Annotated in this window: 16 protein-coding genes; 12 read left to right on the forward strand and 4 right to left on the reverse strand. The window is 62.0% G+C overall.

Translation table 11 applies throughout. From position 1 onward, the window contains the following. Window positions 1–50: 50 nt before the first annotated feature. The 8 genes from ACS4RS_RS00810 (at window position 51) to ACS4RS_RS00845 (ending at window position 8,461) form a co-directional block, all read left to right on the forward strand. Window positions 51–926, forward strand: coding sequence for an SIS domain-containing protein (locus ACS4RS_RS00810; protein ID WP_439009127.1), 876 nt, complete (start codon window positions 51–53; stop codon window positions 924–926). 93 nt (window positions 927–1,019) lie between these two features. After that, on the forward strand, window positions 1,020–2,954 hold the full coding sequence (locus tag ACS4RS_RS00815; RefSeq protein ID WP_449313833.1) for a bifunctional 5-dehydro-2-deoxygluconokinase/5-dehydro-2-deoxyphosphogluconate aldolase: 1,935 nt from the start codon (window positions 1,020–1,022) through the stop codon (window positions 2,952–2,954). A 205-nt stretch (window positions 2,955–3,159) separates the two neighbouring features. Continuing rightward, entirely contained in the window at window positions 3,160–5,010 is a 1,851-nt protein-coding gene (iolD, locus tag ACS4RS_RS00820; RefSeq protein ID WP_439009125.1) for a 3D-(3,5/4)-trihydroxycyclohexane-1,2-dione acylhydrolase (decyclizing), read from the forward strand. 65 nt (window positions 5,011–5,075) lie between these two features. Continuing rightward, complete coding sequence (gene iolE / locus ACS4RS_RS00825; RefSeq protein WP_439009124.1) at window positions 5,076–5,993, forward strand: myo-inosose-2 dehydratase; 918 nt, start codon at window positions 5,076–5,078, stop codon at window positions 5,991–5,993. A gap of 187 nt (window positions 5,994–6,180) precedes the next feature. Beyond that, on the forward strand, window positions 6,181–6,978 hold the full coding sequence (iolB, locus tag ACS4RS_RS00830; RefSeq protein ID WP_439009123.1) for a 5-deoxy-glucuronate isomerase: 798 nt from the start codon (window positions 6,181–6,183) through the stop codon (window positions 6,976–6,978). Between the two features lie 88 nt (window positions 6,979–7,066). Further along, the gene (locus tag ACS4RS_RS00835) at window positions 7,067–7,291 is read left to right on the forward strand and encodes a DUF1127 domain-containing protein (RefSeq protein ID WP_439009122.1); all 225 of its coding nucleotides are present in this window, start codon (window positions 7,067–7,069) and stop codon (window positions 7,289–7,291) included. 70 nt (window positions 7,292–7,361) lie between these two features. Next, complete coding sequence (locus ACS4RS_RS00840) at window positions 7,362–8,198, forward strand: helix-turn-helix domain-containing protein (RefSeq protein ID WP_439009121.1); 837 nt, start codon at window positions 7,362–7,364, stop codon at window positions 8,196–8,198. 101 nt (window positions 8,199–8,299) lie between these two features. Then, window positions 8,300–8,461 carry a hypothetical protein gene (locus ACS4RS_RS00845; RefSeq protein ID WP_003587616.1) on the forward strand — a complete coding sequence of 54 codons (162 nt, stop codon included), beginning with the start codon at window positions 8,300–8,302 and terminating at the stop codon, window positions 8,459–8,461. A gap of 45 nt (window positions 8,462–8,506) precedes the next feature. On the opposite strand, the gene ACS4RS_RS00850 is transcribed toward ACS4RS_RS00845, so the two are convergent. Further along, window positions 8,507–9,871, reverse strand: coding sequence for an MATE family efflux transporter (locus ACS4RS_RS00850; RefSeq protein WP_449313834.1), 1,365 nt, complete (start codon window positions 9,869–9,871; stop codon window positions 8,507–8,509). A gap of 84 nt (window positions 9,872–9,955) precedes the next feature. Further along, window positions 9,956–10,396, reverse strand: a complete 441-nt coding sequence (locus tag ACS4RS_RS00855; protein WP_439009119.1) for a glyoxalase superfamily protein — start codon at window positions 10,394–10,396, stop codon at window positions 9,956–9,958. A 353-nt stretch (window positions 10,397–10,749) separates the two neighbouring features. Between ACS4RS_RS00855 and ACS4RS_RS00860 the strand changes: the two genes are divergently transcribed. Then, window positions 10,750–11,082 (forward strand): hypothetical protein, encoded by a 333-nt coding sequence (locus ACS4RS_RS00860; protein WP_439009118.1) that lies wholly within the window; start codon window positions 10,750–10,752, stop codon window positions 11,080–11,082. On the opposite strand, the gene ACS4RS_RS00865 is transcribed toward ACS4RS_RS00860, so the two are convergent. Next, window positions 11,033–11,281 carry a hypothetical protein gene (locus ACS4RS_RS00865; RefSeq protein WP_439009117.1) on the reverse strand — a complete coding sequence of 83 codons (249 nt, stop codon included), beginning with the start codon at window positions 11,279–11,281 and terminating at the stop codon, window positions 11,033–11,035. The two genes, ACS4RS_RS00860 and ACS4RS_RS00865, sit on opposite strands and share 50 nt — an antisense overlap. Before the next feature lie 90 nt (window positions 11,282–11,371). Here ACS4RS_RS00865 and ACS4RS_RS00870 point away from each other — a divergent pair, with 90 nt between their 5' ends. Next, window positions 11,372–12,238, forward strand: a complete 867-nt coding sequence (locus ACS4RS_RS00870) for a LysR family transcriptional regulator (RefSeq protein WP_439009116.1) — start codon at window positions 11,372–11,374, stop codon at window positions 12,236–12,238. A 74-nt stretch (window positions 12,239–12,312) separates the two neighbouring features. On the opposite strand, the gene ACS4RS_RS00875 is transcribed toward ACS4RS_RS00870, so the two are convergent. Continuing rightward, window positions 12,313–12,759 (reverse strand): baeRF12 domain-containing protein, encoded by a 447-nt coding sequence (locus ACS4RS_RS00875; protein WP_439009115.1) that lies wholly within the window; start codon window positions 12,757–12,759, stop codon window positions 12,313–12,315. 159 nt (window positions 12,760–12,918) lie between these two features. Here ACS4RS_RS00875 and ACS4RS_RS00880 point away from each other — a divergent pair, with 159 nt between their 5' ends. Together ACS4RS_RS00880 and ACS4RS_RS00885 are read left to right on the forward strand one after the other, a co-directional pair. Beyond that, on the forward strand, window positions 12,919–13,320 hold the full coding sequence (locus ACS4RS_RS00880) for a DUF2177 family protein (RefSeq protein ID WP_439009114.1): 402 nt from the start codon (window positions 12,919–12,921) through the stop codon (window positions 13,318–13,320). A gap of 14 nt (window positions 13,321–13,334) precedes the next feature. After that, window positions 13,335–13,544, forward strand: coding sequence for a hypothetical protein (locus ACS4RS_RS00885; protein ID WP_449313835.1), 210 nt, complete (start codon window positions 13,335–13,337; stop codon window positions 13,542–13,544). The last annotated feature ends 15 nt before the right edge of the window (window positions 13,545–13,559 follow it).

A 13,559-nucleotide genomic window follows, 5' to 3' on the forward strand; every position in this document is an offset into this window, starting at 1 on the left:
GTCTATGCTCGGCGATATGGAATATTTGTTTCATCTCGTGAGCCGCAAGCATGGATAACGACCCCCAGAGGCAGGCGCGTGTGCCACGCGATTTCGAAAGCCTGCGCAGCACCATCATCGAGCGCAAGGCGAGCATGCCGAAGCGGCTGGCGCAGGTCGCCGCTTTCGCGCTCGGCAATCCCGACGAGATCGCCTTCGGCACGACGGCGAGCATCGCGGCCGCCTCCGACGTCCAGCCCTCGACGCTGGTGCGCCTGGCGCATCATCTGGGTTACGGGGGCTTTTCCGACCTGCAGAGCATCTTCCGCGAAAGATTGCGCGACCGGACGCTGAGCTATGAAGAGCGGCTCGTCACGCTGGAACAGGCAAGCGGCGACGACGAGGACGCCAATCTGCTGTCCGGCTTCATTGCCGCGGCCAGCCAATCGGTCAACCGGCTGGCGGCGACAGTGCAGAGCGACACATTCACGAAAGCGGTGGATATCCTTGCCGCCGCCGAGACGATCTATCTGATTGCCAAACGGCGCTCCTATCCGCTGACGGCGCATATGACCTACGCTTTTTCCAAGCTCAACATCCGCCACCAGATCGTCGCCTCGCCGAACGGCGTCGATCCTGAAATGGTGCAGTTCGCGACACCGAAGGATGCGGCGATCGCCGCGAGCTTCTCGCCCTATGCTGCCGACAGCCTCAACCGGAGCCAGGAACTCGCAGACCGCGGCGTCCCCGTCGTCGCCATTACCGATTCGGCCTTCTCGCCGCTTGCCGCCTGCGCCACGCACTGGTTCGAGGTGGCCGAGGCCGATTTCGCCGGCTTCCGCTCGCTCTCGGCCTCGATGGCGTTGACCATGGCGTTGCCGGTCGCCATCGCCGAACGGCGGCGCAAGCGCCAGCATTCAAAAGCTGGGAAAGCGAAAATGGAATAAACATTCCGAATTGACAAAATATCGGAACCAATGTTTCATTATTCACAAATTCGCAGGCACTGGAAGCCGGGCAAAATCTAGCGGGAGGACATCATGGTACAATCGAATCCGGGTTCACGGCCGGAGCCGGCGCTTGATGTAATCACGATCGGCCGTTCCTCGGTCGATCTTTACGGCCAGCAGATCGGTTCGCGGCTGGAGGATATCGACTCCTTCGCCAAATCCGTCGGCGGCTGCCCGGCCAATATCGCCATCGGCACGGCGCGGCTCGGCCTCAAATCCGGCCTCATCACCCGCGTCGGCGACGAGCAGATGGGGCGCTTCATCCGCGAGCAGTCAGCGCGAGAGGGCGTGGCAACAGATGGCATCGTCACCGACAAGGAGCGGCTGACGGCGTTGGTGCTGCTTGCGGTCGAGGCCGAAGGCGTGTCGCCGATGATCTTTTATCGCTCCGACTGCGCCGACATGGCGCTCGACGAAGGCGATATCGACGAGAATTTCATCCGCTCGTCGCGCGCCGTCCTGGTTTCCGGCACGCATTTCTCCAGGCCGAATACCGAGGCCGCCCAGCGCAAGGCGATCCGCATCGCCAAGGCGAACGGCCGCAAGGTGATCTTCGACATCGACTACCGGCCGAACCTCTGGGGCCTTGCCGGCCATGCCGAAGGTTTCGAGCGCTACGTGAAATCCGACCGTGTTTCCTCGAAGATGAAGGAGACGCTGCCGGATTGCGATCTCATCGTCGGCACCGAAGAGGAAATTCTGATCGCTTCCGGCGCCGACGACGTGCTCGGCGCACTGAAGGAGATTCGCCGCCTGTCGCCGGCGACGATCGTGCTCAAGCGCGGCGCCATGGGCTGCATCGTCTATGACGGGCCGATCGCCGACGACCTCGAAGCCGGCATCGTCGGCGAGGGTTTTCCGATCGAGGTGTTCAACGTGCTCGGCGCCGGCGATGCCTTCATGTCCGGCTTCTTGCGCGGCTTCCTGCGCGACGAGCCGCTGAAGACCTGCGCCACCTGGGCCAATGCCTGCGGCGCCTTCGCCGTCTCCCGGCTGCTCTGCTCGCCGGAATATCCGACCTGGGCGGAGCTCGACTACTTCCTGAAGACCGGCAGCCAGCATCGGGCGCTGCGCAAGGACGAGGCGATCAACCATATTCACTGGGCATCGACCCGGCGCGGCGAAATCCCGCTGCTCATGGCGCTGGCGATCGACCACCGTTCGCAGCTCGTCAGCGTCGCCGACGAGCTCGGCGTCGGCCATGAGAAGATCGTCGCCTTCAAACGGCTGGCAGTCTCTGCAGCGGCACGGGTTTCGAATGGCCGTGACGGCTACGGCATGCTGATCGACGAACGTTTCGGCCGCGACGCCTTCTTCGACGCGGCGACGAAGAATTTTTCCTGGATCGGCCGGCCGGTGGAACTGCCGGGCTCGAAGCCGCTGCGTTTCGAATTCGGCCAGGATATCGGCTCGCAGTTGGTGGAATGGCCGCTCGGCCATTGCATCAAGTGCCTGTGCTTCTATCATCCCGACGATCCGGCGGAATTGAAGAGCGAGCAGCAGGAGAAGCTGCGCACCCTGTTCGAGGCCGCCCGCAAGGTTGGGCGCGAGCTGCTGGTGGAGATCATCGCCGGCAAGAACGGGCCGCTGACGGATGAGACGATCGCCACCGCGCTGGAGGAACTCTATGCGCTCGGCATTAAGCCGGACTGGTGGAAGCTCGAGCCGCAGGCATCGAGCGAAGCCTGGAAGAAGATCGATGCGGTGATTGCCAAAAATGATCCATGGTGCCGCGGTATCGTGCTCCTGGGGCTCGAGGCGCCCGCCGACGAGCTGATCTCCTGCTTCGAGGCGACGCTGGCTGCCCCTTCCGTGAAGGGCTTTGCCGTCGGCCGAACCATCTTTGCCGATGCGGCGCGCGCCTGGCTTTCGGGCGCAATGAACGATGAGGAAGCGATCGCCGACATGGCCGGCCGCTTCCGACAGTTGACAGAGGCGTGGCTGAAGACGCGCGGCCGTCAGTAGGAAATAGGAAGAAGACCCCTCCCCAATCCCTCCCCACAAGGGGGAAGGACTTAACTTGAGGCACCGCCTCCGCCATAAGCAAGCATCCTGCGGATGAAACCTTGCGGCGCGAACGCAGAGAGCCGAAAAGGGTAGTCCCTTCCCCTTGTGGGGAGGGGTTGGGGAGGGGAAAACAGACAAAGTGTCAAAAGTCCGGGAGGCCCCGATGGGCAAGACGATACGGTTGACGATGGCGCAGGCCGTCGCGCATTTCCTCAAGAAGCAGATGACTGTTGTCGACGGCAAGAAGGTGCCGATTTTCGGCGGCGTCTGGGCGATCTTCGGCCATGGCAACGTCGCCGGCATGGGCGAGGCGCTCTACCAGGTGCGCGGTGAATTGACGACCTATCGCGCCCACAACGAACAGGGCATGGCGCATGCCGCCATCGCCTATGCCAAGGCGAATTTCCGCAGCCGCTTCATGGCCTGCACGACCTCGATCGGCCCCGGCGCGCTGAACATGGTGACGGCCGCGGGCGTCGCGCATGTCAACCGCATTCCCGTTCTCTTCCTGCCGGGCGACGTCTTCGCCAACCGCGTGCCCGATCCGGTGCTGCAGCAAATCGAGGATTTCGGCGACGGCACGGTTTCGGCCAATGACGCCTTTCGCCCGGTTTCGCGCTATTTCGACCGCATCACCCGGCCCGAGCAAATCATTTCAGCGCTGAAGCGCGCCATGCAGGTCCTGACCGATCCGCTGGATTGCGGCCCGGTGACCTTGTCACTCTGCCAGGACGTCCAGGCTGAGGCCTATGATTATCCGGAAAGCCTGTTCGATGAAAAAGTCTGGACGACCCGCCGGCCGCAGCCGGATGCGGACGAGCTGGCCAATGCCATCGCGCTGATCAAGGCCTCGCAGAAGCCGGTGATCGTTGCCGGCGGCGGCGTGCTGTATTCGCAGGCGACGAAGGAGCTAGTCGCCTTTGCGGAGGCCCACGCCATTCCGGTCGTCGTCACCCAGGCCGGCAAATCGTCGATCAACGAAACCCATCCGCTGGCGCTCGGCTCGGTCGGCGTTACCGGCACGTCGGCGGCGAATGCGATCGCCGAAGAGACGGATCTCGTCATCGCCGTCGGCACCCGCTGCCAGGATTTTACCACCGGCTCCTGGGCGCTGTTCAAGAACGATAGCCTCAGGATGGTCGGTCTCAATATCGCCGCTTACGACGCGGTGAAGCACGACAGCCATCCGCTGGTCGCCGATGCCCGCGAAGGGCTGAAGGCGCTTTCGGCGGGGCTTTCCGGCTGGAAGACGCCAGCGGCACTGACAGAGAAGGCGGTTATCGAAAAGAAGGTCTGGATGGAAGCTGCGGCGAAAGCCATGGCGACGACCAATGCCGCCCTGCCCTCCGATGCGCAGGTGATCGGCGCGGTGGCGCGCTCGATCGGCGGCGAGAATACGACGCTGCTTTGCGCTGCGGGCGGTCTTCCCGGCGAGTTGCACAAGCTCTGGCCGGCGACGGCGCCGGGCAGCTATCACATGGAATATGGCTTTTCCTGCATGGGCTACGAGATCGCCGGCGGGCTCGGCGCCAAGATGGCGCATCCTGAACGCGATGTCGTCGTCATGGTCGGAGACGGTTCCTACATGATGATGAATTCCGAGATCGCCACCTCGGTCATGCTCGGCCTCAAGCTCAACATCGTCGTGCTCGACAATCGCGGCTATGGCTGCATCAACCGATTGCAGATGGGAACCGGCGGCGCCAACTTCAACAATCTGCTCAAGGACTCCTATCACGCGGTGATGCCGGAGATTGATTTCCGCGCCCATGCCGAAAGCATGGGCGCCATCGCCGTCAAGGTCGCCTCGATCGCGGAGCTGGAGCAGGCGATCATTGATTCGAAGAAGAACGATCGCACCTCGGTATTCCTCATCGACACCGATCCCTTGATCACCACCGAGGCCGGCGGCCACTGGTGGGATGTCGCAGTGCCGGAAGTCAGCCCGCGCGCAGAAGTCAACGAAGCGCGTAAAGGCTATGTCGAAGCGCGCGCTTCCCAGCGCATCGGCTGATTCGGCTGCCATCATTTTCCGGAGGAGCGACCCACACCTCCGCACTATTTTTAAGGAGACTATAGATGAAGGCCAAACTTGGCATGTCGCCCATCGCCTGGTGGAACGACGATCTTCCTGAACTCAGCGACGACGTGTCCCTCGAGGAATGCCTGCGGCAATCGCGCAGCGCCGGTTTCACTGGGATGGAACAGGGCCGTCGTTTCCCCAGCACCCCCGAGGAAATGCTGCCCATTCTGCGCGCCGCCGACGTGACGCTCTGCGGCGGCTGGTTCTCCGGCACGCTGGTCAATGAGGAGCTTGCCGCCAACAAGGACCGCATCGCCCCGATGATCGAATTGTTCAAGGCGGTCAATGCGCCCTGCATCGTCTACGGCGAGGTCGGCCGCTCCATCCAGGGCGACCGCTCCAAGCCGCTCGCCACTAAGCCGCGCCTTGCCGACGACGAGATGAAGGCCTATGCGCGCCGCGTCACGGAATTCGGCGAATGGTGCGCCGAGCAGGGCATGCCGCTCTCCTATCACCATCATATGGCCGCCGTTGTCGAAACCGAGCCGGAACTCGACGCCTTCATGCGCTCTTCGGGCGAAGGCATTCCGCTGCTGCTCGATGCCGGCCATCTCGCCTTTGCCGGCGGCGACGTGCTGCGCGCCATCGACAACCACCACGCCCGCATCAACCATGTTCACGTCAAGGACATCCGCAAGTCCGTCGTCGACGGGCTGGACCGCAGCCGGCAATCCTTCCTCGACGCAGTGGCGCTCGGCGCCTTCACCGTCCCGGGCGACGGCTCGCTCGATTTCGGCGCCATCGTCCAGCGGCTCGCCGACCACGGCTATGAAGGCTGGTTCGTCGTCGAGGCCGAGCAGGATCCGCGCAAGGCACCGCCGCAGAAGATGGCCGAGATCGGCCATGCCGAATTGATGCGCGTCATGACGGCCGCCGGTTACACGGTGGAGACCGAAGGTTTCCCGAAGGGATAACGGAAAAGAAAACCCCTTCCCACCCCCACAAGGGAAAGGGATTTAATTTGAGGCATCGTCTGCTCCAGACAGCGTCACCTTGCAAAAGGAACGCCGCAACATGGGTGAGACAGCGCCGCAGATTAAGCCCCTCCCCCTTGTGGGGAGGGTTGGGACGGGGAATTTCAACGTACGAGGAGAACCACCAATGCCAAACCTCAAGGTGAAACCATCGGGCACGCATGGCCGCGTCACGCATGTCACCCCTGAGAATGCCGGCTGGACCTATGTCGGCTTCGATCTGCACCGGCTAAAGCCGGGCGAGACGGTTTCGGGAGAGACCGGTGATCGGGAAGTCTGCCTCGTCTGGGTTACCGGCAAGGGCAAAGCATCGGCCGGAACCAGGGATTTCGGCACGCTCGGCGGCCGCATGAACCCGTTCGAGGGCGCGCCGCATGCGCTCTACATTCCGATGGAATCGACATGGTCGGTGACTGCGGAGACCGATCTGGAGCTCGCCGTCTGCTCGGCGCCCGGCGGCGGCACCTATCAGGCAAAAGAAATCCCGCCCGGCACGCATCCGCAGGTGACGCGTGGCAAGGGTACGAATGTGCGCTACGTCAACAATATCATGCCGGAGGACGACAGCTCGGCGCATTCGCTGCTCGTCGTCGAGGTGATCACGCCGGGCGGCCACACCTCCTCCTATCCGCCGCACAAACACGACCAGGATGACCTGCCGAACGAAAGCTTCCTGGAAGAGACCTATTACCATCGCCTCAACCCGCCGCAGGGCTTCGGTTTCCAGCGCGTCTACACCGATGATCGCTCGCTCGACGAAGCGATGGCGATCGAGAACGGCGACGTGACGCTGGTGCCGAAGGGCTACCATCCTTGCGCGGCGACGCACGGCTACGATCTTTACTACCTCAACGTCATGGCCGGGCCGAAGCGGATCTGGAAATTCCACAATGCCGTCGAGCACGAATGGCTGATCAAGGCGTGAGGACTGCCTCAGATCGCTAAATAATCTGACAGCGCCGAGCCGCCGCTGATGGTTCACTGCCTCCATCCAACAAGGATGGAGGATCATGATGAATAGCTCGAATATTACCATTGCAGGCCGCAACGTCCGCTCTTCGCATCACAGGCCCGGCCTGTTGCCTGCGGCAGTCACGGCCGTCCGCTGGCTGGCACGCAAGATCGGCGAACGGCGCAACCGCAATGCGCTGATGGAACTTTCCGACGATCAGTTGAAGGATATCGGCCTTTCCAGGGGGCAGACGGAAAGCGACGTTCACGTCTATAGTCGCTACTGAACACAGGCAACAGTTGTGATACTGTGCCGCGGGTCGCCTCGTCGGCGGCCTGTCCGGCTGGGAATATAAGATGTCGCAGTTTTCAACAGCCTTGCTCCTGCAAACGAAGACCGTCGCCATTCGTGACATCGTCTGCGATGGCGGCTGCCGCCATAAGGGCAACGAGGAATGCGCTCACAAGACGAGCCTCGTCTATCCCTATCGCGGCGTCTTCATGCGGCATGTCGGCCGCAATGATACGGTGGCCGAGGCCAATCAGATGCTGTTGTTCAATGCCGACCAGGGTTATCGGATCAGCCATCCGATCGAAGGAGGCGACGCCTGCATCGATCTGGCGATCGACGAGACCATGCTCGAAGAGCTCGCGCCGAAGGACCAGGTGCGGCCGGGTGCGGCCTTTTCATTCCGTCGCCAGCGCCGGCGGATCGATCCGCGCGCGCAGGCACTGGTCGCGCTCCTGCGTCATGGTCTCCGCCGCAACGTCGCCGAGACGCTGGAAGCGGAAACATTGGCGCTGACGCTGGTGCGCCGCTCGCTCGGCGAGCGCACATCGCATGCGGCGGGCGCCAGCGTCGGTCGGCAGAAACTCGTCGACCGGGCAAAGCTGGTGCTTTCCTCCGATCTCGCCCGGCGCTGGACACTTTCGGAAATCGCCTCCGAAGTCGGCGTCTCGCCTGTTTATCTCACCCAGGTCTTCCAGCAGGTCGAGGCGACGCCGCTTTACCGCTATCAGCTGCGGCTCAGGCTTGCCCGCGCACTCGATCTGCTCGGCCAGTATGAAGATCTGACCGCGCTCGGCCTCGATCTCGGCTTTTCCAGCCACAGCCATTTCAGCGCGTCCTTCAAACAGTCCTTCGGGCAGACGCCGGCCGAATTCCAGCGCTCGGCGCGGTTGCGGCGCAAGTAGTGATCCCGATCGATCGCTAAAGATTTCGACAGCGGCGATGCGGTCTTCGATGATCTGATGAGCCTGTCCCGATCCGGGGACGATCAATGGAGGATCATCAAATGAAGAAGACCACATGCGCTGCCTGTGACTGCGAACTCGGCGCGGAGACCATCACCGTCAAGCTCGGCGGCAAGACTGTCGAGGTTTGCTGCCAGGAATGCGCCGAGGCGCTGAACGAGGCTGAAGCCGCGACATCGGCCGCTTCGGCGGGCAAGGAATAGACGGCATCGGGCAAGAGCCGCGCTCCCGAGCGCGGCTCTTGCGACTCAGGCGGGCAGAAGCCCGTAGCGCCAGCCGCGGTGCCTGGCGTTCTGCGACAGCACCAGAAAGGCAGGGATGAACATGCCTGCCTCGGCAAAGACCGGTACCATCCAGATTCCTTGCTCGCCGAAGGCGAAGGGCAGCAGGAAGGTGAGCGGAAGGGTGAAGAGATAGGGCCGCGACAGGCCGAAGATCGCCGCGCGCGGGGCATCGCCGATCGACTGGAAATAGGACGACAGGATCAGCATCTGCCCGAAGAGGAAATAGGCGGCGATCGTCCAGGGCAGGATTCGCCTGACCTCGGCGACAATGGCGGGGTTGGCGACGAAGACGGCGCCGAGGCGGCCGGCTAGCAGCTCGACGGCGATCTCGACCAGACTGCAATAGACGAGCGCCGAAAGCATGGCGATCTGCAGGCTGCGGCCGACGCGAAGACTAAGGCCGGCGCCGTGATTGTTGCCGGCAATCGTCTGTAGGGCGATGCTGAGACCAAGCAGGGGCAGATAGGTGAAAGTCATGATCCGGGTGATAATGCCGTAAGCGGCGACCGTCGCGACATGATTATGGGTGCTCCAGAGTGAGATATTGACGAGAATGGCGGCGGATGCCAGCGATATGCCGATGAAGCCGAGGCTCATCGGCGCGCCGAAAGCGACGATGCCGCGCCATTCGGAAAAGGCGAATCCTCGGTAAGGCCTGAGTGCCGCCGGCCGGCGCCAGCGATAGGCGAGCACGGCGGCGAGACAGACGAATTGCGAGGCAATGGAGCCGGCGGCCGAACCGAGCACGCCCCAATGCATTACTGCCATGAACAGCCAGTTGGCGAGGATGTTGAGCAGCGAGGCCGACAGCGTCACCAGCGTCATGAAGCCGATCTTGCCCTCGCAGCGCAATCCGTCGAGATGCAGCGACAGGAAGAAGCTCACCGGCGCAAAGGCGATCATCGCGCCCATGAACAGCATGGCGCCATCGGCCACGGCGGCCGTGCCGGCGCCGGCGTCGATGATCTGCCGGCCTAGGGTCCAGTAGAGGATGTTGAGGATGAGGGTGACGGCCAGCGCCAACATATGGGCGCCGGCAAATAGCCTGCTTGCGCCCTGGCGATCGCCGGCCCCAAGCCGACGGGCGAGGATGCTCGCCATGCCGTTCGAAACGAGCGATTGCAGGGCGATCAGCAGCATCAGCCCCGGGAAAATCAGGCTGACGGCGGAGAGCGCGTCGGGGCCGACATAGGCGCCGAGGAAATAGGCGTCGACGACGGTGAAGAGGCCGTTGACGGTGGTGATCGCGACGATCGGCGCCGCCGTCCTGATGAAGACGCCCGGCAACCAGCCGGTGAGAAAGGCATTGTCTTCTGAAAGATCGGTCATGGAGAAATCCGTGCGGTATGGCGAGGTCCGATCCGGGTAGAAAACATCCGGATACAGGCGGCCTCAAAAGGAATCAAAAGTGATTTAGAGATCGAGCACCAGATGCGGCACGCCGTTCGAGGTCTTCCTCGGCGAGACGCCGTCGGCATCGATTTGCGCGGTCACACGCCGGCGAAAGGCTGAAAAGCTCTCGAAGGTCACGACATCCACCGCTTCGTCGAAATGGATGGTGATCCGGTGGAGTTCGCCGCCCGGCAAGGCCGAGAGCGCCAGGACTTCGCCGGTGAACGGCTGATTGAGATAACGGCCGCGAATATGCGCGCCCACGAAGAGGGGCGTCTTCGCAGCCGCATTGGGTTTTGCCGCTAGCGCCGCCAGCGTATTCCAGTCACGCGCGCCGTGCTGGCAGGCAATCATTTCCAGGGCGGCACTGTGGGTCAGCGCGGTGCCGCGATCGTTCATCGCCTGGCGCAAGCGCCTGGCCTGGGCCTTCAATTCGTCAATGGCAGGATAGGTCTTCGTCATGGAGTGAGCCTTCGCAAGGCATGCTCTTCGACTGTAGATGGGAGCCCGCATTGCCGCCAGTCAGCATGCACAACGGCCGTGACCATGATCGCGAGAACTTCACCATGGATTTTCATCCGCGAGCGGCCGGTGCCTCGAACCGGCCTTTGTATGCGCGAAGGCCACCGATATGTCAACAATGGCCGATATGCGCCGGGCATGAACAAATTTGGGGCAAAACTGCCCGAAATCGGTGCGATTTTCCCGCAAGTCCCCAATAAGCATTCAATCTTAACGATGTTCTTCAGCAATCGTCAGCATTCTTCAACTAATATCCCATGGTAGAACAAGCGGAGGCTAAAAGGGCCTTTCAGATGCACCTCGACACAGAACACCCCAAGCCGGAACGTGCTTACAGGGAATTCAAGCTCGACAGGCCCGGCAATATCATCTTCGTCGGCCATCACCTCAGCACCGGAACGCAGGTGCGCTGCCTGATCCGCACGATCACGCTTGCCGGCGCACTGCTCGAAGTCAGCCCGAACCTGGAAATGCCGAGCCATTTCTTCCTCGAAATCCTCGGCATCCATGACGAGATCGGCGCGACCATGGTCAAGCGCGAAGGCGAATGGGTGACGGTCAGCTTCAACATGCTGCTCAATCCGGAATTCCTGCACCACGTGCTGCGGCTGAGCTTCGAAACCTGAGGCTTCGTCCAACCTGCGCCTTGTGGCGGCGCGGTCTCCTCGTCTCGCCTCTTCTCGAGGCCAGATAAGCCATGATCGGAATGATCCAGAGAAGGCCGCGCCATTCCGGGCCATCGAGCGGGTCGGCCATGGGATCGCGGCGCATGCGGCGATTGCGGGCTTCCACTTCCTCGAACAGAACGATCCAGTTGAGAAGCATTGCTTCATCCTCCATCTATTGCTGGAGCACTTGAGCTAGGCCTTCACGCCTCTCCGATGTAGAGGCGCTGGGGAAAGGGGGTTTTCATCCATGAAAGATGCGAGCTGGGACGATCTGCAGCTTTTCTTCCATGTCGCGACGGGCGGCGGGCTTTCGGCGGCAGCCGCGCGCACCGGCCTCAGTGCGCCGACGATCGGCCGGCGCATGCTGGCGCTTGAACGGGTAACGGGCCGATCGCTGTTCAGCCGCGGTCCCACCGGTTATCTGCTGGCGAAAGATGGGCAGGAACTGCTCGACCGCGTGCGGCTGATGCAGGATGCGGCGCGGGCGATCTCCGACTGGCGCGGAGAGGTGCTGACACTGCCGATCGTCTCGACGGCCGCCGACAGCTGGACCTCGCGCTTCATCGCCGATCATCTCGCCAGCGTCTGGACACAGAAAGACAGCTTCCGCATGTGCTACAAGACCTGCGATACAGGCGTCGACTTCACCTATCGCGAGGCGCATATCGCCGTTGGCCACACCCGGCCGGACAGCGGCAACGTCGCGATCCGCCGCTCGGTCAAGGTGGCGCATGCGGCTTACCAGGCAGCGGATTATGACGCGGCCAACTGCAACTGGATCTCGCTCGGCACCGATGCCGCCGTCACGCCGGCGGACAAATGGACGTTCGAACAGCCGGACTATTGGATCACCAGTTGGACGAACACGCCGCATATGCTGTTTCATCTGATCCGCGGCGGCGCCGGCCGCGGCGTGCTTCCCTGTTTTATCGGAGATCAGGACCGCAAGCTCGTCCGCGCCGGGCCTCTCATCGACGCGCTGACCTACGATATGTGGATCGTCGCGCATGACGACGAGAGGCAGCGGCCGGAGGTCAGGATCGTCATCGACCGCCTGGCAGCGCTGTTTGCCGATCATGAAGACCTGTTTGCCGGGCAGAGGCCGGCGATATAAAGCGAAAACGCGGGCCGTCAGACCCGCGTTTCCCCTATCGCCTTGTTTTGAATGTCTGGGAGATCGACTTGCCCTTAGGCAGCGAGATGCCGCTCGATCTCGTCCACCGGCATATTGGTATAATCCTTTGCCACCTCAGCGGTAATCGCGGCCTGGGTGTCGGCACGGAGCGCCGGCCGCAATGTGCCGAGTGCCTTCGGCGGGGCAACGATAACGATGCGACGGGCGTTCTTCTTCTGCACCAGCTCGTCGAGCTTTTCCGCCACCTCTTTCAAAAATTCGGCTTCGGCCTGATCCTGCCAACTGGTCTCCTCGACAGCGCTGCCGCTCAAGCCGTCTGCGGCATGGGTCCGGCCCGGCTTATCGGCGCCAATCTCGCGATCCGGCGCGCTCGGCTGCGTCAGGGTTTCAAGCACCTTCAGGTTCATCAGCTGAGCGTCGCCAGCATTCTGCATGATCAAAGCCTTGGCTCCGTCGCAGACCACGACCCATGATTCCCAGGGGATTTTGACGTTGGTCATTTTCAACTCCTCGCTGTCGTCATTTGAAGCGCGCCGTGCTTCATCGATCAAGGCAGAACGCCCGGCCATTGAAAGAGTTCGCAAAAATTGCCGCGAAATCGATCGGACAGCGATCCGATCGGCCTTTGCTGCGTAGAATGGCAGGTTCGGAGATCGACTATGAAGACAGCATTGTGTGCTTATGCCGGCACCTTTCTCACCCTTCTCGTCTGCGACGGGATATGGCTTGGCGTTGTGGCGCGCAATTTCTATCGCGACCAGCTGGGAGCGCTGATGTTGCCCTCGCCCAATCTTGCAGTCGCCGCGCTGTTCTATCTATTCTTTGCCGCCGCGGTGGTTGTGCTTGCGGTGCTGCCGGCATTATCGGCGGGCTCGATCGGCACGGCCCTTCTCCACGGTGCCATTCTGGGACTGGCGGCCTATGGCACTTACGACATCATCAATCTCGTAACGCTTCGCAACTGGCCGCTCACGATGAGCCTCATCGACATGGCCTGGGGCACGTTGCTGACGATGCTGACTGCCGTCGGCGGATATTTTGCCGTCAGAATTCTTGGTTGAAACGAGATGTGCAGATGAATGCCCGCGTCCCGATAACGAACATCGGGGCGTCCCGCTTGGGAACAAAGTTTGAACTCGTTAAAATTGTAATTTTATCCTTGACGAATGTGCAAAACATTCATGTGACCTTCATCGTGATCAAGACCCCGCTTGATCGTGATCAAGACCGCTCGCTTGTGATCAAGACCCGCTTGCTTGTGATGAAGACCCCAAATGCGTCCTGACTGACGGAGAATGTG

It is taken from the genome of Rhizobium sp. F40D2 (genome assembly GCF_051810745.2).
In the GTDB taxonomy this organism is placed as follows: domain Bacteria; phylum Pseudomonadota; class Alphaproteobacteria; order Rhizobiales; family Rhizobiaceae; genus Rhizobium.